Source organism: Stenomitos frigidus ULC18 (assembly GCF_003003795.1).
GTDB lineage: Bacteria > Cyanobacteriota > Cyanobacteriia > Leptolyngbyales > Leptolyngbyaceae > Stenomitos > Stenomitos frigidus_A.
The window spans coordinates 1-24,608 of record NZ_PVWK01000098.1; the positions used below are offsets into that span (position 1 = coordinate 1).

The following is a 24,608-nucleotide window of genomic DNA, read 5'->3' on the forward strand; positions in this document are numbered from 1 at the left end:
GAGATGACCCTAGCTTCTGCACGATGTCAAGCATCTAAGGGCAATCGGTCTATCTCTCCACCCTCAAGATACAAGGGAAAGGCTAAACTCTCTTCGCACCGCTCACCTCTCATCTCACTCCTCTCTTTCAACTCAAAACTCAAAACTCCTGCCTTCTGCCTCCTGCCTTCTGCCCTACGTATGAGCGCGGCTCAGCGCTGTGACACGCTGGGCATTGGGAAACACCCCTTCACCGTGAATTTGGGCGATCGCAGGCTTCAACTCAATTTTCGACACATTGGCTCGGTTAACGCAAACCGTTTGCTCGGCCAGGTGGAAAAACCACCATTCTTTATCCAGAATACGCCGAATTTCCTGCTGTACCTCTTGCTCCAGTGCCGCCGGATCAGCCAAGTGTGAAAACGTATAGGACTCTGTTTGCCCATTCAGGTAGTGGATCGTGATTTGCATCTCATTGTTAATCTGATTCTGCATTATGATTTTTCCTCAGCGTTAATGTCTCTTTAAAGCCTTAGAGGCTCGTCAAACATCGAATCTAAAGCGTTCTTCAACCGAATTCTTCCCCTAGGCTGTGTTTAGTCAGTGTGAACCCAAACCATCGCACCGTTACAGAAGGGCAAAAATCCGTATACACTTGTCGCGAAATACCTTCTGTCTCGAAATACCTTCGCAAGATCGCAAGGCTTGAAAACACCTTCATCAAGAAGACGTCTGCATCTAAGAGTGCATAACCTTTCCAAGCTTGTCAAGAGTAGTGATGCCGCCAAAATGACTCTCTGAAAGCACTTCCTCACTGGACGATCGCCCGCAGCCGCTAAAATAGAGTGAACGAGACATCAACGTTACTGTTACACAGCCGCAATCTGGAAAGCTCCTATGACTACTGCCGCTCCGGTGAAAACTCAGTATGAAGCTGTCATTGGCTTAGAAACGCACTGCCAACTCAGCACGCAAACAAAGATTTTCTCCTCTAGCTCTACAGCGTTTGGCGCTACACCCAACACCCATATTGACCCAGTTTGCCTGGGGTTGCCTGGAGTCCTGCCAGTGCTCAATCAAACGGTGCTGGAGTATGCAGTGAAGGCTGGACTGGCTCTGAACTGCCAGATTGCGCCTTACAGCAAGTTCGATCGCAAGCAGTATTTCTACCCTGACTTGCCCAAAAACTATCAGATTTCGCAATATGACCTGCCGATCGCCGAACATGGCTGGTTAGAAATCGAGCTGTACGACAAGGAAACCGGCACGGCGACTCGCAAACGCATTGGTGTGACGCGTCTACATATGGAAGAAGACGCAGGCAAGCTAGTACATGGCGGAAGCGATCGTCTCTCCGGCTCGACCTACTCATTGGTGGATTACAACCGGGCTGGTGTACCGCTCATTGAAATCGTGTCTGAGCCAGATATTCGCAGCGGGCGAGAAGCCGCAGAATATGCTCAGGAGATTCGACGCATCGTACGCTACCTCGGCGTGAGCGATGGCAACATGCAAGAAGGCTCGCTGCGTTGCGATGTCAATATTTCCGTGCGTCCAGTCGGTCGTGCAGAATTTGGCACCAAAGTTGAAATTAAGAACATGAACTCGTTCAGCGCCATTCAAAAGGCGATCGAGTTTGAGATTGAGCGGCAAATTGCAGCGATCGAAGCCGGTGAGCCGATCTATCAAGAAACGCGACTCTGGGAAGAAGGCGCTCAGCGTACGATCAGCATGCGTCTGAAAGAAGGTTCTAGCGACTACCGTTACTTCCCTGAGCCAGATTTGGGGCCCATTGAAGTGTCATCGACGCAGCTAGAACAGTGGCGATCGGAACTACCAGAATTACCCCACCAAAAGCGCAAACGCTACGAAAGTGAACTCGGTTTATCCGTTTATGATGCGCGAGTGTTGACGGATGATCAGTCGATCGCGACCTACTTTGAAGCCACCGTTGCGGCGAATGCCAACCCAAAACAAGCCGCAAACTGGGTGATGGGCGACATTAGTGCGTACTTAAACAACAACAACAGTTTGAGCATCACCGATCTGCCCATCAAGCCTACCGATCTGGCTGAACTTATCAGTCTTATCGACAGCGGCACAATCAGCAATAAGATCGCCAAAGACATCTTGCCCGAACTGCTGGCGCAAGGCGGTTCGCCCAAGGCGTTAATCGAACAGAAGGGTTTGATTCAAATTTCTGATACAGGCGCGATCGAAGCGGCGATCGCCGAAGTCATTGCGGCTCACCCCAAAGAGCTAGAGCTGTATCGCAACGGCAAAACCAAGATGCTGGGCTTCTTTGTGGGTCAGGTAATGAAGCAAACAGGCGGTCGAGCAGACCCCAAACTCACCAATCAACTCCTCGCCAAACAGCTAAATGGGTGAGACTTTATCGCTTAAAGTCCCATTCTTTGTAAAAAAAACACAATAAGGGGTGACACCCCCCACCCCTTAGATGGCATACTGTGTTTAGTAGATGCACCCTGATGATGAGGGGGAGGCGCCTTGGCGACTCTCCCTTTTTTCTTTGGCTTTAGCCTGAAGGGGAAAAGCAAGGCTAGCAAGCGTTTAGGCTTCGTCCAGGAATGACGGCTAGCTAGCAGCTATCTTCGATTCCTCCCGACTAGCGCCTGCCGCTGAGTCAGCCCCTTGGTCAGTGCTTGAGCGCTACTTTGACGGGTCTGGGGACTGGTCAGGCTGCGCTTGCGGGTCAAGTTGTTCATGCTCAAGCCCTTTCTGCCGTACATCCACAGCCGTTTGCTTGGCTTTCTTAATAGGTGCCGTTACTGAGAATGTTGCAGGACTGGTTTGTGCCTGGGGTGGCGCTTGAGGCGTTTTCGCGCAGCCAACCATTACGCTGACCAAGGCGATCGTAACCAGGCGGTTGACGTTTGACATAGCATCACTCTCAGAGCATTGACTGGCTTAGCGTACCCAAAACAGAGAGCAGGGAGCAGCTTGGTTCTGATCGCTGAGCTGGGAGAGTTTTGAGTTTTGAGTTTTGAGTTTTGAGTTCACTTTTAGCCTTTAGCCTTTAGCCTTCAGCCTTCAGACCTCTGCCTCTCTCCCGCTTACGTTCCTTCCAATGCTCGCAGTGCTTCATCCATGTAGGAGCGATCGCCCAGGACTTCTAACAACGGGCCGCGCTCACCGAAGCGGACGATGCTGGTGGAGCCTGCCAGGGTATCGATGCGATCGCGATAGCGTCCCAGATCGATACCCAATAAGCTGCACAAAATAATGCGAATAGTGGCTTTGTGTGAGACAACAAGGACGTTCCCAGAGGGATGTTTCTGCTCAACTTCGGCAACCACTAGCGAGGCGCGGCTGGCAATCTGCACGGAGGTTTCGCCGCCAGGAGGTGCATTCCAGGCGGGTTCGGCAAGCCAGCGAATGTATGCCTCGGTGTAGTGTTCCTTAACGTATTCCTGCGTTTTGCCTTCCCATTCGCCGTAGCGGATCTCTTTTAAGCCATCACGAAACTGCATGTCCAGACCAATGGCATGGCAGAGAGGCTTGGCGGTGGCAATTGTGCGCTTCATGGGGCTCACATACGCGGCTGTCCACGCGATCGATTGATGCGCGGCTGCGAAGGCTTCGGCCATTTTGGTGCCATTGGGCGTTAAATCGGGATCAAGTTCGCCACAGTAACCGCCAGTACGACTGTAGGTGGTTTCGCCATGCCGCAGAAAATATAGCTTGAGGCTCATGAGGCTTTCTTGGTGTCTTGGTCGTAATGCATCCTGTAAACAGGGTTATCGAGTCCCAATTCGGTCATCACGGTGCGGGTATGAAGGATGCGATCGGCGATCGACAGGGAATCACTCAACACACCAAAAAGCGAAATTTCGGTTTCTACCTTACGGATTTCTTGCAGCAACTCTTGTTCCACGACACCTTCAGCTGCATGTAGCTTGCTCATCAGCGTACTACGCTCAATTTCGTAGTGCGAGTGCGAGTTCTCAAAATAGTCGTGAAGTTGGGTGACGAGGGATGCGACTGATTGATGATCGACTAGAAAGCGCGGATCTTTGGTTTCCATAAGGGAGCAGTGGTTAGTAGTTGCTGGTTGTTAGTGATTAGTTGTTAGAAGGCGTAGGGACGCACGGCCGTGCGCCCCTACAGGCGTAAATCGCTTACTCCAACCCCGCGCCTGCCTGGACGTACTCTTTGAGTTCGATCGCAACGGGTTTGACGTGCCAGATGTCTTTGCAGTATTCGCGAATGGAACGATCGGACGAAAATTTGCCCATGCGAGCGGAGTTGAGGATGGAGAGGCGTGTCCAGTGATCCTGGTCGCGGTAGGCTCGGCTGACGCCATCCTGGCAGTCGACATAGGACTGGTAATCTGCCAGCAGCAAATAATCATCTTTGTACAACAGGGTACTGACCAACGCGTTAAAGAGGTTGGTATCGCCATTGGAAAAGCCACCGGAGGCAATGCGATCGATCGCCGCTTTAAGTTCGGGGTTACTGTTGTAGTATTGCCAGGGATTATAGCCTTGAGCTTTGAGTGCGTAGACTTCTGGAGTGGTCAGCCCGAACAAGAAAAAGTTTTCCGCTCCCACTTCCTCACGAATTTCCACATTTGCACCATCGAGAGTGCCGATCGTGAGTGACCCGTTCATCGAGAATTTCATATTCCCGGTGCCGGATGCTTCTTTACCTGCCAGCGAGATCTGCTCGGAGAGGTCGGCGGCGGGATAAACGCGCTGGGCAAATTTGACGTTGTAGTCTTTGAGGAACACCACTTTGATGCGATCGCGCACATCGGGATCGTTATTGACCACATCTGCCACTGAGTTGACCAGCTTAATAATCAGCTTCGCCATGTAGTAGCCGGGTGCTGCCTTGCCGCCAAAGATAAATGTGCGCGGCGTAATATCGACATCGGGATTGGCTTTGATGCGGTTATAGAGCGTAATGATGTGCAGTACATCCAGATGCTGGCGCTTATATTCGTGAATGCGCTTTGCCTGGATGTCGAACAGAGATGCAGGATCAACATCAATGCCATTCGCCTGCTTAATGTAATCTGCCAGATCTTGCTTGATGTCAAACTTAATCTGTCGCCACTGTTGACGGAAGTCCGCGTCTTCAACAAAGGCTTCCAGCTTACGGAGGTCATCCAGGTGCTTGATCCAGCCATCACCGATTTTGCTGGTGATGAGTTTCGTCAAGCGGGGATTGCTCAACACCATAAACCGGCGCGGGGTGACGCCGTTGGTCTTGTTGCTAAACTTTTCGGGATAGAGCTCGTAGAAGTCGCGCAGCACGTCTTGTTTGAGGAGTTCACTGTGCAGAGCGGCGACCCCGTTGATGGCATGGCTACCCACACACGCCAGATGCGCCATCCGAACGTGGCGTTCGCCTGCTTCATCAATCAGCGACATCCGATTGAGGCGATCGTTATCACCGGGAAACTTCAGTCGAATCTCCTCCAGAAAGCGGCTATTGATTTCGTAGATGATTTCGAGGTGACGTGGCAGCAGTGTGCCAAACAGACCCAGACCCCAGCGCTCCAGAGCTTCGGGTAGCAGCGTGTGGTTGGTGTAGGCGAGCGTCTTTTGGGTGATGCTCCAGGCGGCATCCCACTCAAAGGCGTGTTCGTCCATCAGCAAGCGCATGAGTTCGGCAACGGCGATCGCGGGATGCGTGTCATTTAGCTGAATGGCAAACTTCTCGTGGAACTGGTCTAGCGGAATGCCCTGACGAGTAAGGATCAAAATCATGTCCTGTAAGGAACATGAGACAAAGAAAATCTGCTGCCCCAAACGCAGCTTCTTGCCCTGAAACGACTCATCGTTGGGGTAGAGCACCTTCGTTAGCGTTTCCGACACCGTTTTTTGCAATACCGCCCGGAAGTAATCGCCTGAGTTAAACGCCGCAAAGTCAAACGACTCTGCGGCCGCCGCGCTCCATAGCCTCAGTGTGGTTGCCGTATTGGTTTTGTAGCCCAGAATCGGCGTGTCGTAGGGAATCCCCATGACCACTTCAGCGGGCACCCAGCGTACTCGTTGGCGACTCGTCATCTCATCCATATAGGTTTCAGTATGACCGCCCAGCTTCACTTCCACCGACCATTCGGGGCGGGCAATTTCCCAGGGGTTGCCGTAGCGCAGCCATTTGTCGGTAATTTCAAACTGCCAGCCGTCGCGGATGTCCTGGTCAAAAATGCCAAACTCGTAGCGAATGCCGTAGCCGATCGAGGGAATGTCGAGCGTTGCCATGGAATCGAGGTAGCAGGCAGCCAGCCGTCCCAAGCCACCATTGCCCAGCCCAGGCTCTTCTTCTTGTTCCAGAAGCGCATCGAAGTCTAGACCCAGTTCGCCGATCGCCTGTTTCGCTTCGTCGTAGATGCCCAGGCTGATCAGGTTATTGCCCAGGTGCGGTCCCATGAGAAACTCGGCGGACAGATATGCTACGGTGCGAACGCCTTGATGGGTATACGTTTCTGCAGTGGTGAGCCAACGTCGCAGCAGCCGATCGCGCACGGTGTAGGCAAGCGCCATGTAGTAGTCATTCTGGGTCGCAATCTTGGCAAACTTACCCTGAATGTAGAAGAGGTTGTCCTGGAAGGCGCGCTTCAGCGTTTCGACGCTCAACCCGGTGCGATCGTCTTCGACGACAATCGTCGGCACGCATTCGATCGGTTGATTTGGTGCGGTCTGCATGATTTAAATCCTTTCAGTATCTACACTTCGGCCAAATGAAACGCGGCTCCCAGCCCTGCTCCCATTTCAGCAGGGGTAATTTTGCCGTCATGGTTGATATCCAACGCATCGAAAACAGCATCGGTACCTAACCACTCTTCGCGAGTGATGAAGCCATCGCCATCCAAATCGTAGGTGTGGAAGATGTCTTCAGCCGCGTGAAGCACGATCGTTTCGCCCTCCAGGAAGGAGAGCCGCTTTTCGAGGAGCTTTTCGAGCGCCACCAGTGCTTTCGTGAAGCCGGTGATGCCTTCATCAAGCTTTTGCGTTGCCATGGGATCATCAGCATGGAGCTGGTCGAAGGTGGCTTTGTCGATCGCCAGTTTTTCCAGCTCTAAACTAGCAGCCTTCGCGGGATCAAGCTTGCGAGGAAGATCGGCTTCGGTCGTTTGCAGTTCTTTCAGCAAGGCGGGCGAAATGGTCAACAAGTCGCAGCCTGCTAATTCGGTAATCTCGCCGACATTGCGGAAGCTGGCTCCCATCACTTCTGTTTTGTAGCCAAACTTTTTGTAGTAGTCATAGATTTTGGTGACCGACAACACGCCAGGGTCTTCAGTCGGCGCATAATCCTTCCCGGTGTCGGCCTTATACCAGTCGAGAATGCGTCCCACAAACGGCGAGATAAGGGTGATCCCGGCTTCGGCGCAAGCGATCGCCTGGTGAATGCCAAACAGTAAGGTCAGATTACAGTGAATGCCTTCTTTTTCAAGCACCTCGGCGGCTTTGATGCCGTCCCAGGTAGACGCAATTTTGATTAAGACGCGATCGCGCGAAACCCCAGCCGCTTCGTATTGGGCAATGAGGGCACGACCTTTGGCGATCGTGGCTTCGGTATCGTACGACAGCCGTGCATCCACTTCGGTAGACACGCGACCAGGAATGATTTTGAGAATGCGGAGCCCAAACGCGACAGCGAGGCGATCGAACGCCAGGGTCAAAATCGTCTCATTCGGAGCATCGGCACCCGCATCCACTTTGGCTTGCTTCAGGGTTTCATCAACGATCTCCTGATACTGAGGCATTTGTGCTGCTGCCGTAATCAGTGAGGGATTGGTGGTGGCATCGCGCGGCTTGAAGGTTTCGATCGCCTGAATATCCCCAGTGTCAGCAACGACAACGGTGATGTCCCGCAGTTGTTCAAGTAGATTTTTTGCCATTATTGACTCCTCGTCAGCTTGCTACAGAGTTGGCGGCGTTCAAGCGCGGTGCGCTACGCACAGAGTACACGATTGCACACGCGATCGACGTTGCCACAGCGATTGTACCGGGGGTATTTCATCAGGGGAGATTACCACCCGGAAGTCTTAACCGATTGTTTCCGTGGCTACTGACCAGGGGCTGAATGCTAACAGATTTCTTAAGGTTTCGGCAGTTGAGGACGCTTGCTTAGAATCGTGGATTAACCTGAGTTCGACTACTTCGTTTCTAGCTTTTTTTAGTAATCGAATCAAAGGGCTCAGAGCCCAGTGGACTTGGAACCCAGCCCTCAATCCCCTTGCGTTTTGCGAGTAACGGCTGAGAGTGGACGATGGGAAGACGCAGAATTTCCCGATGGAGAATGACATCTATCTGGCTATAAAGCTTGCCTCTGGCGGCTTTGTCACTCGTTGTGCGCGCCTGATTGAGCAGTTGGAAAAGGCGATCGTTCTTCCAATTGCTTAAATCAGCCGTACTGTTAGAGCCAAAATGGTAGTAAAGAAAGTTGTCGGGATCACCATAATCCCCTGTCCAACCCAGCATAAAAGACTGATAGCCAGGTAGCTTGAGACGATCGGCTTGATAGGCTGCCCAGTCTTTGGTTTGTAGCGAAACCCGAATACCAACGGCGCTGAGATCGGCTGCGAAGGACTCTGCGATCGGCTTCGGTGTTGGGTAATAGGGACGAGAAACCGGCATGTACCATAAATCGAGATCAAACCCATTGGGGTAGCCAGCTTCAGCAAGCAACTGTTTGGCTTTTTGGGGGTCGAAGGGATAAGCGGCCAGGGTGGGTTCTTGCGACCAGGCAAGCGTTGGCGGCGTAAAGTGGGCATCATTCTGACCTAAGTCGCCCCAAAAGGCCTTGACGATCGCGGGTCGATTGATGGCATAGGCGATCGCCTGTCGCACGCGTACGTCAGACAGTGGTTTGTAGCCAGGATTCAGTGCCAAATAACCGACGTTGAAGGAAGGACGCAAAACAACGTCCAGGTTTGGATCACTTTCAACTTCCTTTTTTTGGTCTGGAGCCAGATCGACCGTAAAATCAATTTGTCCTGCACGTAATTGGGCTAAACGGGCAGCCGGATCGGTAATAAAGCGCATCACGATCTGATTGACCTTTGGCAGACCAGATTGCCAGTAATGGGGATTCTTCTCCAGTACTAAGCGATCGCCCGTGCGCCATTCCTTGAACACAAAGGCTCCTGTACCAACGGCGAGCGAACCTGGCGTACCGTAACTGGCGCCTGCTTTTTTGATTGCAGTCGGGCTAGCAATGCCAAAGAACCCAGACGCGATCGCGTTGGGGAAGCCTGCAAACGGCTGCTTGAGCTTAACCTGTATGGTTGTACGGTCGATCGCCGTCACGCTTTGCAACAGAGAATCGGGACTACCTTTAAAGCCACCAAACAGTGTCCCCCAGATTTCGTAGAGCTTGCCAGCGTTGCGGTAGCCATTGGGATGCTGTGGGTCCCACCAGCGCTCGATGTTAAACTTGACGGCTTCAGCGTCAAAGTCTGTCCCATCGTGGAATTTGATGCCTTGACGCAGCTTAAACGTCCAGGTTTTGCCATCGACAGCAGACCACGCAGTGGCTAGAGAGGGCTCCAGGTCTGTTACGCCAGGCTTAAAGGTAATGAGACGATCGTAAAGCTGGTCTTGCACAATGATGGAATTGCCATCGGTGATGTTGCCAGGCTCCAGGTTGACGGGCTGTCCAACAGACCCATAGACCAGTGCACCTGACGACGGTGACGTTGAACCAGTGCCATTGGGTATTGACGTAGGCTCCTGATTGCCGCCTGTGCAATTAGTTAAAGCGATCGCGCTCACAAAGGTAATGACGAGCCAGAGCAGTCGCCACCGACGAAAGACCATCAATTGCCGCATGATCGTCGTGTCCTCACTTACCTGACTGCCGCGCTTGCTTCACCATGTCAATCAAAGTATGGTGCGCATCTTCTGCATCCTGTAAAACGTGATCAAACACGATGCGGGTGGGGGTGGGGGTACCGTCTACCTGAGTGAGTAAGTCCATACCTTGAGCGTCGATCGCCACCATTTCGGCAGCTGTGGCAGCCGTTACATGACCAAACACTTTGGCATAGAGCACGATCGCCTCAGCATGGTCTTCGTTCATATGGCGGCAGATGCGATCGCTAATTTGAGGTGTAAATGATTCTGACATGGTGTGCTTTGTTGCTAAACTCAACAATTTTAGGCTGACATAAATAGACGTTAGAGCAACGCTAAGCTGCAACTGATAGTAACAACGGTAAAAGCCTCTCTTCTGGCAGGGCGTCGTTTCTGCTTTTGCTGGTACGTTTCAGTTGCCTCAGCCGCATCGTTACGTAGGGACTTGGCATGGCCAAACCCCTATAGAACTAGCTCTTCTTGCGAATGAAGTATTCAGCAGTGTTTTCGGTAGGGGTGCGGTACAGAAAGAGCTCGCTCCCATTAGGCAGACTGTAGATACGATACACCGCCTCAACGACGGTCAACTGGCGCTCGCGTGGAATGCCTCGATTTTCAGGAAAATAGCCACCCCGCCTCACGACGGTGTAGTTAGCGAGAATCGTTGCTGCATCATTCACGATCGCTGGAAAGGCACCCCCTGTGAAATTGGGGTCTGTTTCCAAATCGACCAATTTACCACCAGAAAGCGTCGTTGAGCGCGTAGACAATTCTCGGACCTGATTGAGCAAAAGCACGCCACTCCGAGTTTTGGTCTGAGCAACCGTATGTTGAGTGAGGCTGGTGATGAGCGCCGCCGCGATCGCCACCCTGACAAGCCAACGAAATCGCATCATAGGTTCACTCCTTATAAGTCAACAAATAGGCTTAACGTGTATCCGTTCATTGTGAACTGGTTCACAATAATTTCAGGGACAGCTTTTAGATGGATAACACCCCGAACATCATGCCTGTTTTACAGTGTCCTCTGTCGGTGGCGCCACAAGCAATCAAGTGATGCCATAAGCAATACTTAAACAATACCTGTGGCGACACAATACCTGTGATACCAATGGTCAGATAAGGGCCTTAGAGAAGCAAAGCTCAGAGCCATTAAGCTGGCTCATAGTAATAGTACAATTGAACTAAAGAGCGTTGGGGTTAAAAAAGTATGGGCTATGACGATCGGAACGCACCTTATAGCAAGGGCGATTTCTTTCGCAACATTGGCTGGATGCTGGCCGGAGGGGTAGCCGTAGCAGTGCTGGTCGTTGGGAGTGGCGGTTTGCGTCTGGGCGATCGCGCGCGATCGTTCCTACAAGATCTGTTTCATTCGGCGCAGCCAGAACCAAAAGCGGATGTCCAGTCTGTCGTAGTGCAACAAGTGCGAGGCGTGAGCGAGCTTACAACAGCTGTTTTTACGATGCAGGCAGTTGTACCGACGAGCCAGGATGCCACTTTCAACGGCTTTGTGATTGGCACAACAAAACTTCTCTACATTGCTTACGGCGAAGTCAGAGCAGGCGTTGATTTACACAGCCTTACTCCTGCCAATGTGCAGGTAACCGGTAGCAGTATGCAGATTCAATTGCCTCCACCCCAACTGCTCGATCGCAAGATTGATGTGGGGCGCTCCACTGTGTATGACTACAGTCGAGGCACACTTGGACTGGGGCCAGATGTTGCACCTGCACTACAAGCGCTGGCACAACAAGAAGCGCTTAAAAAAATTGTTGAAGCCGCTTGTACAGATGGTGTGTTGGAAAAAGCCAACGATCGCGCCAAGCTCGCTGTCACTCAACTGTTAACAACAGCAGGCTACCAAAACGTGACTGTAACCACTCAACCGCCATCTTCAGGCAATTGTCCAGCGATTCTACCAAGCAAATAGAAGCAAACAGTGAAGCAAGGTTCATTATGCTTGATGAACCCGATCGCTAGAGAAAATTAAGTTTTTGAATTGCTATTCGCTCAGCGGTGTAGAAAATAATCCCTTTGGGTACTATTGGTTCATGCCTATAGTGCATGACTTTAGTGACTTGATGTTTCCATTGGCCATTAGTCAGCAGGGTAACTAAGGTCAGTTTACGAACTTTGTACATCAGTACAAAGTCTATAGCTTTTACAAAAAATTCATGCAGCAGGGTGTTCCAATGATGGCTTAGTAATTTCCTTTGTCAACACATTCCAGCCCTTAAAATAGAGTTGGCTATCTTACGTCAGCTCTTACCTGCTTTTTGCTTTCCAGCTGTTGGTTGATGGGCTCCAATTTGTCTAAGAGTTGCAATGTCAGGTGAGTCTAACGCCTAAACATGCTGTTGTTGGGATGCCTCAATGATTGCGCTAATCATCAATGACTACTACTGTCAAAACCCTATAAAAGTTAAATCTTGATTTAAAAAATAACAGTTTCACTTCAAACCATTCTTTTTTGATTGCTTCGGATCAATCGTCATAGCGTTTAAGGAGTTTTAATTTCACAAGGTCTTTGCCAAAGCCTGATCGAGTTAAACCAGACTGATAATGTTGGGGATCAATCCCAAAACTGAGGTGCATCTAAAGTCAACGGTTGAATCCGTAGTTTGCCTTTAAAGCCCTTGCCCCCTTGGATACTTGTCATCTAAATTTTGAAGCTACGACAGTTAAGCCCCCGACTGCACTGGCTGCTTCCTCAACAATGAAGAAGCGAATCAGCAAGCAACTGGTAATTACAAACACTATCCGTAAGGACATCGTCTCTCCCAAGCCAAGTGTTAGCGATGCAGATTGTTCTCTTGAGCAAATTGCTGTTAGTTTTCGTTCCCTAGTTTTGATGAACTCAAACTCTTTAGCGGCGAAAGCATTAGGCTGCACAAAGGCGTTGAGATCGCTGTCACCTGCGGTTCCATTACCTGGTTGCCATTCACACCTTATGGCGAAAGGAGCCAACCAATGCAATCTCGGGCAACGTCTCCCTTAACCTACTCTCTACATCAGCAGACGCTGGAGCAAATTGAGCGAGAATTTGGTACTGGTGCAGTACCGCAAGTGTTTAGCTTATTGAAATCGCAACCAGCGTTGTTAAATCATCTCTGGGGCCAGTTTTATACTTTAATACTGCACGGTGATCTGCCTAAAATGCTTAAGGAAATGGTAGGGCTAGTGGTTGCCACTGCAACTCACTGTGATCATATACGCTTGGTGTTGATGCAGAGTTTGGTACAACAATATGCTGACCAACGCACCCTGACTGCCATTATTCAGGAGCAATATGAGGTAGCGGAAGTAAGCCATGCGACATTGGCTGTGCTGCAGTTTACAGCGATCGCGATCACCAATCGGTCTGCTTCTGGAGCGCTGACAAAAAGTAAATGGCAGCTACTCCATCACAAAACGCAGCAAGCATTGAATGACACAGGTTTAGAAGAAGGAGAGCAAGTGGAATTGGTTGCCACAATTGCACTGTTTGAACAACTGTGCATGGTTGCCAATTTGCTTAAGCTTGAGTCAGATACAGCATAGAGCCGATTCTGCAACCACCCTCTCAAATCTCTGCTCTTTGGTTATGGTATCTACCTCCGAGCCTGTAGAGGAAAGGGGTAAGGAGAAGAAAGGGCTAACTTAGATCTTGCACCAGTGGCATCAGCCCGCCCTGCAATAAATTGCGGGCTAACACAACCAAGTCCGTTGAAACGGACTAAAACACCGCTCAGTTGCCTCCTAGTCCACTACCCTTCGGGAAGGCAAAGCCTACAGTGAACTTTCCTCGACTAGCCCGTTCGCATCGCGTTTCCGTAGCTTTGGCTTCCCGCAGAGTAGGAATTACTTAAGTTCAGGGCGGGGCGATGCAAGCGTCGCAAGACCTGAAAAATGCCTTCTTGAGAATGGTGCAAGATGTGAGCTAAGGAATCAGTCAATACTCTGCCATTCCTTCGTCGGGTCGCACGATGACCGTGCGACCCGACCAACAAGACAAAGGCTCGACCTGATTCAATCCGCGAGCTTAAGAAAGCGTGCTGGCGATGCACAGTTGTTCTAGAGTGGCAACGAAATCTGGATAAGAGACCGCTACAGCTTCAGCGCGATGAATGGTTGTAGTGCCAGTCGCGGTGAGTGCAGCAATCGCCAGACTCATGGCAATGCGGTGATCGGTGTAACTATCAACAGCGGTTCCCGTCAGCGGTGTGCCGCCCACAATCTCCATACCGTCTGGCTGTTCTGTAATGCGTGCGCCCATTTGGTTGAGTTGATGGGCTGTCACAGCGATACGATCGCTCTCCTTAACGCGTAGTTCGGCTGCATCTTGAATGATGGTTATCCCCTGGGCAAACGTAGCAGCCACTGCCAGCACTGGAATTTCATCGATTAAACGAGGAATCAGGTCTCCACCAAGAGTGCAGGCATAGAGTGGTGGCCGATCGCCACTGCCCGCATAACGTACATGCAGATCGGCGACGGGTTCTCCGGCAACGATGCGTTGGTTTTCCTGAGTAATGTCTGCGCCCATAAGGGCTAGGGCTTCCAGCACACCAATGCGAGTGGGATTAACACCCACATTTTCGATGGTGAGATCGGCATCGGGCACGATCGCACCTGCAACGAGCCAAAAGGCAGCAGAGCTGATGTCTCCTGGCACAACCACCGATTGCCCTTTGAGCCTGGTTGGCCCCGTGACAATGACGCTACAGGTTTCTGGATCAACGGTCAGGTCAGCACCAAATGCTTTGAGCATGCGTTCACTATGATCCCGCGATAGTGCTGGCTCGGTCACGGTCGTGGCGCCATCGGTCATGAGCCCTGCCAACAACAGGCAGGATTTAACTTGGGCAGAAGCGATCGGCGAATGGTAGTGAAACGGTCGCAGGTTTTTGCCCTGTACTGCTAAGGGCGCAAGTGTTGCATTTTGTCGTCCCCAAACCTCGGCGCCCATTTGACGTAATGGCTGCACGACCCGCGACATAGGGCGAGATCGGAGCGATTGATCCCCAGTAACGGTGAAAAAGCGTCCTGCGTGGGATGCCAGTACGCCCAGCATCAGCCGCAGTGTTGTGCCAGAATTGCCTGCATTGAGTACGTCTATGGGTTCCAGCAGTTGCCCCAGACCAATGCCGTGGACAGTGACCTGCTCAGTGTTGAGGGGTGAAATGTCCGCACCCATCGCCCGAAAGCAGTTAGCGGTGCTGTGGGGATCTTCACCGAGTAACAGTCCGGCGATCGTCGTTTCTCCTTCTGCTAGGGCACCCAACATCAACGCTCGATGAGAAATCGATTTATCTCCCGGTACTCGAAGGCGCCCTTTGAGAGCCAACCCTGCTGGCGGTGGCGCAATGGTGAGATCGTGGTGGCTTTCAGCGGTGTTTAGAGAAATCACGTTCAGCGGCATGGGGATCAGATAGAATATGTGGGCATTTTGTTAGCGATCGTACCGTCTTTATGCAGACCCATCACCGCAGACCTGTCTGCTTCTTACTCACCTCGACAGATTTGCCAGTCTGGTCAGGCATGGAGACTGTTGCCACACTCTATCAAAAAGATCAGGAGCAGTTTCATCTGTTAATGACCGAGCCAGCCGTGCGCGAGCGCGATTTGGCTGTGGGTAACCAAGACGTCGCCATTGCACCTCCCACCACAACACCCCGCTTACTTTGGCTAGAATTTTCGCCGTATCAAGTGACGTTGACTATGCAGGGGCAGGGGCAGTTCAGCTATCGCCATCTTTGGCGGCGAGGGCTCTATGGCATGAGTCGCTACTGGCTACAAGATGAAACGGGTCAGCAAAGCGGGCAATTTCAGTTGCGTAATTTCACTCGTAATCTAACACTAGAAACTAACCCGCTGCCCACCTTTTTACGAGTTGAGTATGAACTTTGGGCAGCAAAAATGAAGCTTGGACATTACGTCTTGAATCTTGAGATTCGCCATTAACCGATATCAATATGCTTCGGTCGATTGATGGAGCCGCATCGTGATCGTTCTAAACACTCGATCGTTACACCAGATGCAATAAGGCTTCAATCAACGATTGGTTTTGCTCATCGGTGCCAACCGTAATCCTTAGCTTGTCGCTTAAGTCCGCTTGGTTAAAGTAACGTACCAAAATGCCTCGCTCTTTTAAGGAGAGGTAAATTTGCTCGGCATTGCTTTTCGGTGGTTGTGCCAGCAGGAAGTTCGTTTGCGAGTCCCACAGGTGAAAGCCCAATTGTTTGAGGTCGATCGCCAATTGGGCACGCGATGCTTTTACTTTGGCCGCACAGAGGTTTTTATAGTCCTGATCGCGCATGGCCGCTGCACCCACCAAACAGGCGATCGCGTCAATGTTGTAGCTATCTTTGACCTTAAACAAACCGCTTAGCAGCGTTGGGTTGGCGATACCAAAACCGAGTCGTAGCCCTGCCAGTGAGTATCCCTTAGACAACGTGCGAGTCACAATCACATTGTTGAATTCTTTGACCAGATTTAATGCCGTTTCTTCTGCAAAATCGACATAGGCTTCGTCAACGACCAGCACACCCGTCAAGGCTGCTGCCAATTGGCGTAACGCATCAATGGGAACAACATGACCTGAGGGGCTGTTGGGCGAGGCGATGAACGTGACCGCGCCGTTAGCTGCAATCAGCTCTGCGATCGGTAACTGGTAGTCGTCTCCGTACGGAATTTCGATCGTTGCCGCAGGCTGCAGCTCGGTCAAGGTGCGATAAAGCACATAGGTTGGGGCAGGATAAACCACATTGCGGTTCGGTTCAGCGCAGGCACGAATGATGACATTGAGTACATCATCACTACCATTGCCTACAATCACCCAATCCATCGGTATATCTAACGCGGCACTGACCGCTTGCCGAAACTCGTTGGCATACGGGTCGGGATAGCGCCGCAGCGATTCGCCAGACAACTGCTGGAGCACTGCGATCGCCGCTGGCGAAGGGGGATAGGGGTTCTCGTTTGTGTTTAGCTTAATGATCGGTGTGTCAAACTTTGGCTGTTCACCGGGAACATAGCCAGTCATCGCATCAATGTTGGGGCGGAAGTAGGTAGTCACGGCGATAGAGAGAATTGCTTACTGCGAGAGGAAACCAGTGATCAACAGTGGTAAGAGGATAAGCGCCGACACAATTAGAAGGAGTGTGCCTGCATCGACTTTGACCACGTTCATTTTTGGATCACTCATCTGGCACCTCTAGGGGGTCAGTACATTACCTTAGCCTAGAGGATTGAGACACCTTTCTCAAGGCTATCCAGGCTCAAGGCTATTCAGACTGCGAGACATTTTTAGACAGGAAGGCTTTAAACAGCAGAACGCCCCTGGACGTCTTGCCGTGTTTCGACTCCAGGGGCGTTCTTCATTGTACTCCTCACACATTCATAAATGTAGCACATGTTTGCTTGAGCTGTAAACCCTGTGACGGAAATGAAAGTGGCGCTCTTGGTTGGGCGCTACGTTATCCGCAATACTGAGCGTTGAACACGTCTGTTGATAGGCATGACAGCCATTCTCGCTACTTGACTGATGCATGGCCGATGGCGCAGACGTGAGACATGGAATGATTCGACGACTCCTTCTATGAAGCGTTATTGTTTAGAGCAGTAGACTCTAGGCGATCGCTATGAACAAACCGTTGGATGTAGAGCAGTCGATCGAGCTTGCTACGCGCCTTAAAAGCAAAGCCAAAGCACCTTTCGATAATGCGTATCGTGCTGCCCTGGCAACCACAGGTGCAACCTATGTACAGGGTTTTCTAGCGATGTCTGGCCAGCCGCACAAGCCGCTTGAGCATAGCTGGATTGAAATGAGCGATCGGCTGATCGACCCGACTCTGCCCCATCTCAATCGATCGGCTGAAGCGCTTCACTACTTCTCGGCACACCAACTGAGTGTGAAGCAACTAAAAGCGGCGATCGAAGAAGCGAAGGAAGATTACCCCGATGACGACCCCTTGCCGATTTATGGGGCATCACCGTACGAGTACTATGGCGATTTGATGCTGGGTGGCAACGATTATGTGGCAGCGTATAACGCCGCTGCTGCCAAATGTCAGGAGCTGAAACAGGCTAAAGCAGCCTCAAATGGGCTAGAAGGCTAAGGAACACGAATTTAATCACTCCGGCATTTCCCGTAGGGGCGCACGGCCGTGCGCCCCTACCTGGAAACAATTTGTCGATTTTATTTAATCCACGATCCTAAGGGCCATTTCGTAGTCCGTTCTCCGTGGCTTACTGAGTCTGACTTCATACAGGGGATGAGCCATCCCTGTAATTTTGCCGATCAAATTTATAAAATCGTCCTGTTTTTTTTGATCAAGGCTGTAAAAAGAATTGAAAGGCTTGGTTGACGCTTACGGGTTCGATCAATTTTTGTGATCACATCTGACGAGAGCTGGGTGCTCTGATTTTTATAGGAGTCGATGAGTCGCGACGGTTGAAAACGTTGGAGTACAGCCAGGCTGGAGATTCGCCAGGAGCTGTTTTCTGTGAAGATTGGTCAAGAGGCTTGGCCGCTGCGTGATCATCTGCGGCATCGCGATGAGGGGTTTACCTTACTTGAAGTAACGATCGTGCTGGTGATTAGCGCCATTTTGGCAGCGATCGCCTTGCCATCTTTTCTGAATCAAACCAGTAAAGCAAAGCAGGTTGAAGCAAAGATGTACCTCGGCACGCTGAATCGTGCGCAGCAGGGATATATGCTAGAACGGGCTCGCTTTGCTGCTAGTGTCAATGAGTTGGGTATTACACTTTATAACAGCCCAAACTATAGCTACTCGATTCAACTGGATGGTGGGGGTACTCAATACGCCGTTCACCATGCCAAAGCACTGAGTGCAAGCCTGAGACCTTATGTTGGCATGGCAGCAGTCGCTCAGGACAGCGCGGGTAATGCCAGAATCGACACTGTTTTATGTGAATCAAAAACAGCCCAGCAAGGGAAGGCTGATCAGCCAGTGCTCGCTCCTACGGCAGTAGATTGCGCTAACACTACGGAACCTGTCGGTCAGTAAGGTATGGCTGAACGCCACTCATGGCTCTACATTTGCTGGAACTTCTCGTTATGCCTGCGATTGGCGTGCTGTTTTCCAGACTTGCCAGCCGATGAAGCTTAAAAGTACCGTTGCGCCGATCGCATAACCCAGTCCACTTGGCATCCCAGAAACCGCCAGTGCTAACGTTCCAGCCCAGAGCGTTAACGAATAGATGAACAATACCGTCAGACGTTGCGATAACCCAGCTTGCAGCAAGCGATGGTGTAAATGACGTTTGTCAGCCACAAAGGGCGACTTCCCACGCCTCAAGCGATCCAAAATAACAGCCGACATATCTAAAATGGGAACCGCCAGAATGAGGTAAGGCAGCACAACCGCCACCGTTAACGCGACTGTTGTCACTCCTTTCACCAGCCCAATAATCCCAATGCCTGCCAACGAAAACCCCATGAAGTAGGCGCCGCCATCGCCCATAAAAATCTGAGCCGGATTAAAGTTATAGCGGAGAAAGCCCAGCGCCCCACCTGCCAATGCAGCTGCAATCAACGCGGCAGCCGGCTGCTTCATAAAGAGGCAGACAATAAACATGACGACAGCCGCAATGCCACTTACCCCTGCAGCCAGACCGTCGAGACCATCAATCCAATTAATGGCATTTGCCATACCCACCAGCCAGACGATCGTAATCGGTAGGCTCACCCAATCGGGCAACGACACAAGACCGACCGTTGGGATGGTCAGAAAATCAATCTGAACGCCAACTTTCCAGGCAAGCCCTGCCACGATCGCTTGCAAAATCAGGCGGGTAATGGGAGATAAGCTAAAAAGATCATCGGCAAGCCCAATCAAAAAGAAGGCTAAGGCACCGATTGTCACCCCCCACACTTCGTATTCTTTGTCAGGCGGCAGCACCCCAAAGCCACCTGTCCACCAGACAATTAACAGCCCCGCTAAGGTACCCAAAAAGATCGAAATGCCACCGAGACGAACCATCGGGTGCTTGTGAATCTTTCTACCACCTGGTTTGTCAAAATGTCCGCTCTTGAGACCGACTTTTTTGACGATCGGGGTTGCCAGGAGAACAACCGCTAAAGAAACCAAAAAGGCGATGAGGTTATACAGAGGATCAGGCATCTGGATGGGTAAGTCGAGGATAAGCGACAGGCAGAGTGTACTACACTTCAGATAATAGTTAGCAAAGAGTTGGCAATCTCACTTCGTTGGGAGTGAATGAAGCTCCTTAAGCGTATACGCTTAAAATGAAATCGAGCTGAGTTTAAAGCGCTTAAACCGTGTTTGGATGAGACTTTAAATCTCTGGCTGCAAACCTAACGCTTCAGTGGACGGCATTGGCATTAGGATTGGTATTGCTCCTAACATCGATCGACGCGTTCCCCTGTACCTGCTCCGCTTGCGGTTATGACTAGAAGCAAGCGTTGCTCTAATGCCTTATACACCCACAAGCAGTCTTGACCGGGAACTGTGGCAGACACAAACGTTTATGTTCGTATGTTTGCCTCGTTCAAGAGCGATCGCGTTATAGTTCTTTTGTACTAAAATATAGTCTGCCTGCTGGGTAGCACCACGACTACTGGTGGAAACCAGTCTGTCTGTCAGCTTTCCTTGACGGTGTTTCAACGGTTAACCGCGATCTTGACAGGAGGCTCGCACGGAGCCGGGCACCTATGACTAAACTCTTACGTACCGCGATAGACAATGCAGGCAGTAATCTAGTGCGCTATGCCGTTATCTTCGGCGCTACCTTATGCCTGGTAGGAGTGGTTTCTACGCTTGTGCAGACACTGCTGCCATTGCTTCAAATACTGGTGCCACTGCTGGCCGTTTGGTGGCTCTGGCAACGTTATCGCAAGGTTCAAAACCGTCAGCAAAAACACTTACACACAACCTTTTATCGTCTGTTGCAAGAACATCAGGGACGCATGACCCTGCTCGATTTTGCAATGACTGCGGAGATACCCGCGATCGCCGCTCGTTATTATCTTGACAACCGAGCCAAAGAATTCGCTGCCCGTTTTGAAGTCACAGAACAAGGCGATGTCGTTTACGTCTTCTCAACGCTGCAATTTTCTCGCATGCAGCCTAGCCCTACAGCAACGCCTGTGGCCAGTGAAGACAGTATGAATGAGTTGCAGCGTTCCAAGGCATTAAGTCAGGCTGAACTTGCCAAACGATTGGGTGTGGCGGCAAAAACAGTTAGCCGCAAGAAGCACTTGTCTACGCTCAGCGATTGGACTCAAACGCGTGATCCCAACGGCGTAAGTTGGTCTTATGACGCTCAAGCGCAACGCTTTTTTCCAGTGAGCGATCGTCCATCGGCACAGTCTGAAACAGAACATCGCTGATTAAGCAAAACGCTGGCAAAACCTGCCCGTATCCAACGGTAAATTTTTGCTTGGAAATCTCCTGAGTTGTCAGTTGGAAATGACCTTCCACGCCCCACAATCATACTCACAGGTTCTAAACTTTCCAGCGCGATCGTTAGGGTGACTACGTGCGGGTGAGCAACGGAGCCATCAGCCTTGCAGGACGTTTCTCAGTCAATCAGGGTTGAAACTTGAGCTGACCAGAATGAATCACGCCCATTTCGCCACAGGCATCGGTGTAGTACCAGGCACCAACGGTGCCATAGGTGTGAATGGTTCGGCGCTCTCGGATCGCGCATAAAACCTTGCCATTCGGTGCGGTTCTGACATTGGAGGGTGGGTCGAAGACGGTGGCGATGTTGTTGCTAGACGGTCTGCGCCCCTGATAACCACAGACAACCGTCAGCATCTGCTGGGTGGCTGACGACTGCGGGCGATTCCGTTGACGTTCTGGAAACGTGACCCAGGAGCCATCTTGGCAGTTTGCCTGGCTCTGGATGCGTTCTTGCCCTAGATAGTAGACAAAGTCCACACTTTTAGCACTGGCTCTGGTAATCGAGCACAGGTCTACATTCAGGCTTTGCCCACCCACTGCTTGCCCCGCATAGTAGTTACAGGATTGTGCCACGATCGGCTGTAACGGTACTACTGCACCCGTTACTAGACCAATGACCATTAAGGCAGGCATGACTTGAGTAACCGTAGCCTTCACTATAAACACCTCATTGACTGGCTGCTCAAAACCGAAAAAGCGACCCATACAGGATCAAGTCGTTGAGAAAGACGGCTGTGCCTGATGTGATTATCGCTGTGCGATCGCCTGCGTCAGTCATAGCCTGCTTCCTCCATGAGTGCCTACTGCCTGACTGTATTCTTTACATATTCAACGCGATGTGCAACTAATTTGCCCTCATCCCAACCCTTCTCCTTGGGGAGAAGGGCTTTCGGACTTTTCTGGTTCCCTCTCCTGCTGGGAGAGGGCTAGGGAGAGGGCAGTCTTGGCAGACGTTTCAGGAAAGTCGCACGTCGCGTTATTCACCTAACTTTTAAGTCCTCAAAAGCAGGTACGCCAATTTTATGTGCAGGCAAGAAAGCATCGAGCACAATGAGAGGAACCAAACGCAAGCATATGCAAATGAGCCTTCATCGACGGCCTTCCAATGATTAGCGATTTCTTTCTTCAAAGCAGGCTGCTGACTTCTGGATTGGTGCTAGCTTTCTTTGCGCTCTGTCTCGTACTCAAAGCTGATTTTTGGCTACTCTTCCCCGCCCTCGCTCTACCCGTTGTCCTCACATGGCTTCTGTGGCTGTTGAGTACCCTCTTTTTCGGTGGTGCCTTCAATCAACTAGGAGTTCGACCGCGTCAACTTAATGGCGTATGGGGCATTCTCTTGGCTCCTGTACTGCATAACCATGCCAGGGCAGATGAAGCCCAGCATCTCGTTGGTAATACAGTCGCCTTCTTGAGTTTTGGTGGCTTTATTGTTATGCCCAGAGGCCTTGCTGACTTTCTCCTCATTACGGCTGTTGTGGCGCTCAGTAGTGGCTGTTTTACCTGGCTTTGCGGTCGTGAAGGTTCCAATCATATCGGCGCGAGTGGCATCCTTTATGGATACTTCGGCTTCCTACTGCTGCGTGGCTTCTACGAGCATCAGGTCGCCGCAATTTTACTTTCGATGCTCATGATGGCTTTCTACAGTCCGCTGCTGCTGGGGATTTTTCCACAAAATGAACGGATCTCTTGGGAAATGCATTTCGGTGGCTTTGTGGGTGGTTTAGCAACCGCTTGCTACTTCAATACGATTCAAGCCAACGCTAAATCACTACTGCCAACGTTTTTGCCATAGTAAGCGTATGCGTCAGCAGCGGTAATGGGCGTTTGCGATCGCTCTTCGCCCCATATGAAGCTCAGAAACCTGAAGCTGCCGACTTAATAAACTAATGAAGTGGCAGCGGTTCAGGCTGTTCTTAAGGGCACAATACAAGCTGTACCAGCAGGCGGCAAGCCTTGGGTTTGTAGTGAAGTATGGTTATCAGCGCAACCGCTCTTACCGCCTCTGAATTGAAAGCTGCGATCGTCCGCGATCCTCTAACGGCCTCACCAGAGGCGACAGTGATGGAGGCAATCGCTCGAATGAGCGGCCCGCGCTACCCGCCTCAAGGATGAATTTCTTGCCAACATGAGTCATGAACTCCGCACGCCCCTTAACGCGATTCTGGGCATGCCGAAGGGCTCCAAGAACAAGTCTTTGGCCCGATCAACGCAGGACAGCGCAAAGCCTTGCAAACGGTTGAGCGGAGCGGCATCCATCTGCTGGAGTTAATCAGTGAATTCTGGATGTCGCCAAAATTGAAGCTGGACAGATGGAACTGGACTGCACCGCCATTTCAGTAACGCATCTCTGCCAATCCAGTCTCGCGTTTGTCAAACAGCAGGCACTCCAAAAGCGCATTCAGCTTCAGGTCAAGTTGCCATCCTCGCTCCCCGATCTACTGGTGGATGAACGCCGCATTCGCCAGGTGCTCATTAACCTGCTCAATAATGCCGTCAAATTTACCCCAGACGGGGGAGGCGTTACCCTCGAAGCGGCTCAAGGTTCACTGGAATACTACCGAGCCTGCTCCGCAAGAGTTTCTACGCCTTGCCGTCAGCGATACAGGAATTGGTATCTCGCCAGAGAACAGTCAACGCCTGTTTCAGCCCTTTAAATTGATAGCGCTTTGAACCGTCAATATGCGGGTACAGGCTTAGGATTAGCGTTGGTGAAGCAAGTCGTTGAACTCCACGGCGGTAGGGTGGGACTCACCAGTCAACTGGGTTGGGGCAGTTCCTTCACGATCGACTTACCCTGTACGTCCAGTGTGGTGTTCTCACTGCAAACACCCGCTGGTGATCAACCTGTCGTATGTCTGGGTCAGGATGTTCCTACCGACGAAACGGTTCGCCAAACACCCCTCATTTTGCTAGTCGAAGATAACGAAGCCAATATCAGTACGGTTTCTAGCTACCTCAGAGCGAAAGGCTATCGTCTTCTCTTAGCCACGCATGGACAAGCCGCGATTGACCTTGCTACCACTCACCAGCCCGACTTGATTTTGATGGATATTCAAATGCCAGGTATGGATGGGCTCACAGCCACGAGGCAGATTCGCCGGGCGGTGCCTCGATTCAGATTGCCGATTTGGGACCAGGCGTGCCGGATGACTTACGGCAGAAGATTTTTGAGAAATATGAAGTTGGCACCTTCATGCAAAATGTCTCCCAGATAGGGCTGGGGGTAGCTTTCTGCAAAATGGTTGTTGAGGCACACGACAGTGAAATCAGCGTGAAAAATAACCAGCCCAGAGGCTCTATTTTTGAAATTATCTTGCCTCAATAATCTCAGCCCCTTTTGTTTGAGCCCTCCAAGCTCCAACTAATT

General features: G+C 51.2%; 27 protein-coding genes. 13 read left to right on the forward strand and 14 right to left on the reverse strand.

The window, feature by feature from the left end:
• Positions 1–174 precede the first annotated feature (174 nt).
• Complete coding sequence (locus C7B82_RS17465; protein ID WP_106257563.1) at positions 175–474, reverse strand: hypothetical protein; 300 nt, start codon at positions 472–474, stop codon at positions 175–177.
• Between the two features lie 402 nt (positions 475–876).
• Here C7B82_RS17465 and gatB point away from each other — a divergent pair, with 402 nt between their 5' ends.
• Entirely contained in the window at positions 877–2,367 is a 1,491-nt protein-coding gene (gene gatB / locus C7B82_RS17470; protein ID WP_106257564.1) for an Asp-tRNA(Asn)/Glu-tRNA(Gln) amidotransferase subunit GatB, read from the forward strand.
• 282 nt (positions 2,368–2,649) lie between these two features.
• On the opposite strand, the gene C7B82_RS17475 is transcribed toward gatB, so the two are convergent.
• From C7B82_RS17475 to C7B82_RS17510, 8 genes are all read right to left on the reverse strand, one after another.
• Positions 2,650–2,880 carry a hypothetical protein gene (locus C7B82_RS17475; RefSeq protein ID WP_106257565.1) on the reverse strand — a complete coding sequence of 77 codons (231 nt, stop codon included), beginning with the start codon at positions 2,878–2,880 and terminating at the stop codon, positions 2,650–2,652.
• Between the two features lie 173 nt (positions 2,881–3,053).
• Positions 3,054–3,692: a histidine phosphatase family protein gene (locus C7B82_RS17480; RefSeq protein WP_106257566.1), complete on the reverse strand. Its 639-nt coding sequence runs from the start codon at positions 3,690–3,692 to the stop codon at positions 3,054–3,056.
• Positions 3,689–4,024 (reverse strand): hypothetical protein, encoded by a 336-nt coding sequence (locus tag C7B82_RS17485; protein WP_106257567.1) that lies wholly within the window; start codon positions 4,022–4,024, stop codon positions 3,689–3,691. Before C7B82_RS17485 ends, C7B82_RS17480 begins: the two co-directional genes overlap by 4 nt.
• A 94-nt stretch (positions 4,025–4,118) precedes the next feature.
• Positions 4,119–6,656 carry a glycogen/starch/alpha-glucan phosphorylase gene (locus tag C7B82_RS17490; RefSeq protein WP_106257568.1) on the reverse strand — a complete coding sequence of 846 codons (2,538 nt, stop codon included), beginning with the start codon at positions 6,654–6,656 and terminating at the stop codon, positions 4,119–4,121.
• A gap of 20 nt (positions 6,657–6,676) precedes the next feature.
• On the reverse strand, positions 6,677–7,852 hold the full coding sequence (locus C7B82_RS17495) for a transaldolase (RefSeq protein ID WP_106257569.1): 1,176 nt from the start codon (positions 7,850–7,852) through the stop codon (positions 6,677–6,679).
• Positions 7,853–8,120: 268 nt separating this feature from the next.
• Positions 8,121–9,785: an ABC transporter substrate-binding protein gene (locus C7B82_RS17500; protein ID WP_106257570.1), complete on the reverse strand. Its 1,665-nt coding sequence runs from the start codon at positions 9,783–9,785 to the stop codon at positions 8,121–8,123.
• A 13-nt stretch (positions 9,786–9,798) separates the two neighbouring features.
• The gene (locus C7B82_RS17505; protein ID WP_106257571.1) at positions 9,799–10,083 is read right to left on the reverse strand and encodes a DUF2470 domain-containing protein; all 285 of its coding nucleotides are present in this window, start codon (positions 10,081–10,083) and stop codon (positions 9,799–9,801) included.
• A gap of 196 nt (positions 10,084–10,279) precedes the next feature.
• Positions 10,280–10,705: a hypothetical protein gene (locus tag C7B82_RS17510; RefSeq protein WP_146141182.1), complete on the reverse strand. Its 426-nt coding sequence runs from the start codon at positions 10,703–10,705 to the stop codon at positions 10,280–10,282.
• Between the two features lie 314 nt (positions 10,706–11,019).
• Between C7B82_RS17510 and C7B82_RS17515 the strand changes: the two genes are divergently transcribed.
• Together C7B82_RS17515 and C7B82_RS17525 are read left to right on the forward strand one after the other, a co-directional pair.
• The gene (locus C7B82_RS17515) at positions 11,020–11,739 is read left to right on the forward strand and encodes a DUF4230 domain-containing protein (protein ID WP_106257573.1); all 720 of its coding nucleotides are present in this window, start codon (positions 11,020–11,022) and stop codon (positions 11,737–11,739) included.
• A 1,040-nt stretch (positions 11,740–12,779) separates the two neighbouring features.
• Complete coding sequence (locus C7B82_RS17525) at positions 12,780–13,349, forward strand: carboxymuconolactone decarboxylase family protein (RefSeq protein WP_106257575.1); 570 nt, start codon at positions 12,780–12,782, stop codon at positions 13,347–13,349.
• A 248-nt stretch (positions 13,350–13,597) separates the two neighbouring features.
• Here the strand turns inward: C7B82_RS17525 and C7B82_RS33200 are convergent, their stop codons facing one another.
• Together C7B82_RS33200 and aroA are read right to left on the reverse strand one after the other, a co-directional pair.
• A complete protein-coding gene (locus C7B82_RS33200) occupies positions 13,598–13,744 on the reverse strand; it encodes a hypothetical protein (RefSeq protein ID WP_219904559.1) in 147 nt (48 codons plus the stop codon).
• An 86-nt stretch (positions 13,745–13,830) separates the two neighbouring features.
• Entirely contained in the window at positions 13,831–15,210 is a 1,380-nt protein-coding gene (gene aroA / locus C7B82_RS17530; RefSeq protein WP_106257576.1) for a 3-phosphoshikimate 1-carboxyvinyltransferase, read from the reverse strand.
• A 50-nt stretch (positions 15,211–15,260) separates the two neighbouring features.
• Here aroA and C7B82_RS17535 point away from each other — a divergent pair, with 50 nt between their 5' ends.
• Positions 15,261–15,752 carry a hypothetical protein gene (locus C7B82_RS17535; RefSeq protein WP_106257577.1) on the forward strand — a complete coding sequence of 164 codons (492 nt, stop codon included), beginning with the start codon at positions 15,261–15,263 and terminating at the stop codon, positions 15,750–15,752.
• 64 nt (positions 15,753–15,816) lie between these two features.
• On the opposite strand, the gene hisC is transcribed toward C7B82_RS17535, so the two are convergent.
• A complete protein-coding gene (gene hisC / locus C7B82_RS17540) occupies positions 15,817–16,866 on the reverse strand; it encodes a histidinol-phosphate transaminase (protein WP_106257578.1) in 1,050 nt (349 codons plus the stop codon).
• Positions 16,867–17,431: 565 nt separating this feature from the next.
• Here hisC and C7B82_RS17545 point away from each other — a divergent pair.
• Positions 17,432–17,908, forward strand: a complete 477-nt coding sequence (locus tag C7B82_RS17545; protein WP_106257579.1) for a hypothetical protein — start codon at positions 17,432–17,434, stop codon at positions 17,906–17,908.
• 387 nt (positions 17,909–18,295) lie between these two features.
• Entirely contained in the window at positions 18,296–18,820 is a 525-nt protein-coding gene (locus tag C7B82_RS34325) for a type IV pilin-like G/H family protein (RefSeq protein ID WP_106257580.1), read from the forward strand.
• A 48-nt stretch (positions 18,821–18,868) separates the two neighbouring features.
• Here the strand turns inward: C7B82_RS34325 and C7B82_RS17555 are convergent, their stop codons facing one another.
• The gene (locus C7B82_RS17555; RefSeq protein WP_106257581.1) at positions 18,869–19,936 is read right to left on the reverse strand and encodes a glycosyltransferase family 4 protein; all 1,068 of its coding nucleotides are present in this window, start codon (positions 19,934–19,936) and stop codon (positions 18,869–18,871) included.
• Positions 19,937–20,487: 551 nt separating this feature from the next.
• Here C7B82_RS17555 and C7B82_RS17560 point away from each other — a divergent pair.
• Positions 20,488–21,165 (forward strand): hypothetical protein, encoded by a 678-nt coding sequence (locus C7B82_RS17560; protein WP_106257582.1) that lies wholly within the window; start codon positions 20,488–20,490, stop codon positions 21,163–21,165.
• 199 nt (positions 21,166–21,364) lie between these two features.
• Here the strand turns inward: C7B82_RS17560 and C7B82_RS17565 are convergent, their stop codons facing one another.
• Positions 21,365–21,946: a hypothetical protein gene (locus tag C7B82_RS17565; RefSeq protein ID WP_245939964.1), complete on the reverse strand. Its 582-nt coding sequence runs from the start codon at positions 21,944–21,946 to the stop codon at positions 21,365–21,367.
• 400 nt (positions 21,947–22,346) lie between these two features.
• On the opposite strand from C7B82_RS17565, the gene C7B82_RS17570 reads away from it, so the two are divergent.
• From C7B82_RS17570 to C7B82_RS33220, 6 genes are all read left to right on the forward strand, one after another.
• Positions 22,347–23,033: a rhomboid family intramembrane serine protease gene (locus C7B82_RS17570; RefSeq protein ID WP_106257583.1), complete on the forward strand. Its 687-nt coding sequence runs from the start codon at positions 22,347–22,349 to the stop codon at positions 23,031–23,033.
• 179 nt (positions 23,034–23,212) lie between these two features.
• On the forward strand, positions 23,213–23,353 hold the full coding sequence (locus tag C7B82_RS32450) for a CBS domain-containing protein (RefSeq protein WP_181357547.1): 141 nt from the start codon (positions 23,213–23,215) through the stop codon (positions 23,351–23,353).
• 13 nt (positions 23,354–23,366) lie between these two features.
• Positions 23,367–23,510: a hypothetical protein gene (locus C7B82_RS35165; protein ID WP_281259003.1), complete on the forward strand. Its 144-nt coding sequence runs from the start codon at positions 23,367–23,369 to the stop codon at positions 23,508–23,510.
• 40 nt (positions 23,511–23,550) lie between these two features.
• Positions 23,551–23,895, forward strand: coding sequence for a sensor histidine kinase (locus C7B82_RS35170; protein WP_219904560.1), 345 nt, complete (start codon positions 23,551–23,553; stop codon positions 23,893–23,895).
• A 12-nt stretch (positions 23,896–23,907) separates the two neighbouring features.
• On the forward strand, positions 23,908–24,456 hold the full coding sequence (locus tag C7B82_RS35175) for a response regulator (protein ID WP_219904561.1): 549 nt from the start codon (positions 23,908–23,910) through the stop codon (positions 24,454–24,456).
• Positions 24,381–24,566: an ATP-binding protein gene (locus tag C7B82_RS33220; protein ID WP_245939965.1), complete on the forward strand. Its 186-nt coding sequence runs from the start codon at positions 24,381–24,383 to the stop codon at positions 24,564–24,566. The genes C7B82_RS35175 and C7B82_RS33220 overlap by 76 nt, the downstream gene beginning before the upstream one ends.
• Positions 24,567–24,608: the final 42 nt, after the last annotated feature.

Coding starts and splice junctions, on each gene's coding strand:
- C7B82_RS17545 (WP_106257579.1), top strand. CDS start 17,432: ATGAACAAACCGTTGGATGTAGAGCAGTCGATCGAGCTTGCTACGCGC.
- C7B82_RS17555 (WP_106257581.1), bottom strand. CDS start 19,936: ATGCCTGATCCTCTGTATAACCTCATCGCCTTTTTGGTTTCTTTAGCG.
- C7B82_RS17560 (WP_106257582.1), top strand. CDS start 20,488: ATGACTAAACTCTTACGTACCGCGATAGACAATGCAGGCAGTAATCTA.
- C7B82_RS17480 (WP_106257566.1), bottom strand. CDS start 3,692: ATGAGCCTCAAGCTATATTTTCTGCGGCATGGCGAAACCACCTACAGT.
- C7B82_RS35165 (WP_281259003.1), top strand. CDS start 23,367: ATGAGTCATGAACTCCGCACGCCCCTTAACGCGATTCTGGGCATGCCG.
- C7B82_RS17500 (WP_106257570.1), bottom strand. CDS start 9,785: ATGCGGCAATTGATGGTCTTTCGTCGGTGGCGACTGCTCTGGCTCGTC.
- C7B82_RS17515 (WP_106257573.1), top strand. CDS start 11,020: ATGGGCTATGACGATCGGAACGCACCTTATAGCAAGGGCGATTTCTTT.
- C7B82_RS17535 (WP_106257577.1), top strand. CDS start 15,261: ATGCAGACCCATCACCGCAGACCTGTCTGCTTCTTACTCACCTCGACA.
- C7B82_RS17510 (WP_146141182.1), bottom strand. CDS start 10,705: ATGATGCGATTTCGTTGGCTTGTCAGGGTGGCGATCGCGGCGGCGCTC.
- C7B82_RS32450 (WP_181357547.1), top strand. CDS start 23,213: ATGGTTATCAGCGCAACCGCTCTTACCGCCTCTGAATTGAAAGCTGCG.
- C7B82_RS17495 (WP_106257569.1), bottom strand. CDS start 7,852: ATGGCAAAAAATCTACTTGAACAACTGCGGGACATCACCGTTGTCGTT.
- C7B82_RS17505 (WP_106257571.1), bottom strand. CDS start 10,083: ATGTCAGAATCATTTACACCTCAAATTAGCGATCGCATCTGCCGCCAT.
- C7B82_RS17570 (WP_106257583.1), top strand. CDS start 22,347: ATGATTAGCGATTTCTTTCTTCAAAGCAGGCTGCTGACTTCTGGATTG.
- C7B82_RS17565 (WP_245939964.1), bottom strand. CDS start 21,946: ATGGGTCGCTTTTTCGGTTTTGAGCAGCCAGTCAATGAGGTGTTTATA.
- aroA (WP_106257576.1), bottom strand. CDS start 15,210: ATGCCGCTGAACGTGATTTCTCTAAACACCGCTGAAAGCCACCACGAT.
- C7B82_RS17490 (WP_106257568.1), bottom strand. CDS start 6,656: ATGCAGACCGCACCAAATCAACCGATCGAATGCGTGCCGACGATTGTC.
- C7B82_RS17525 (WP_106257575.1), top strand. CDS start 12,780: ATGCAATCTCGGGCAACGTCTCCCTTAACCTACTCTCTACATCAGCAG.
- C7B82_RS17485 (WP_106257567.1), bottom strand. CDS start 4,024: ATGGAAACCAAAGATCCGCGCTTTCTAGTCGATCATCAATCAGTCGCA.
- C7B82_RS17465 (WP_106257563.1), bottom strand. CDS start 474: ATGCAGAATCAGATTAACAATGAGATGCAAATCACGATCCACTACCTG.
- C7B82_RS17475 (WP_106257565.1), bottom strand. CDS start 2,880: ATGTCAAACGTCAACCGCCTGGTTACGATCGCCTTGGTCAGCGTAATG.
- C7B82_RS35170 (WP_219904560.1), top strand. CDS start 23,551: ATGGAACTGGACTGCACCGCCATTTCAGTAACGCATCTCTGCCAATCC.
- gatB (WP_106257564.1), top strand. CDS start 877: ATGACTACTGCCGCTCCGGTGAAAACTCAGTATGAAGCTGTCATTGGC.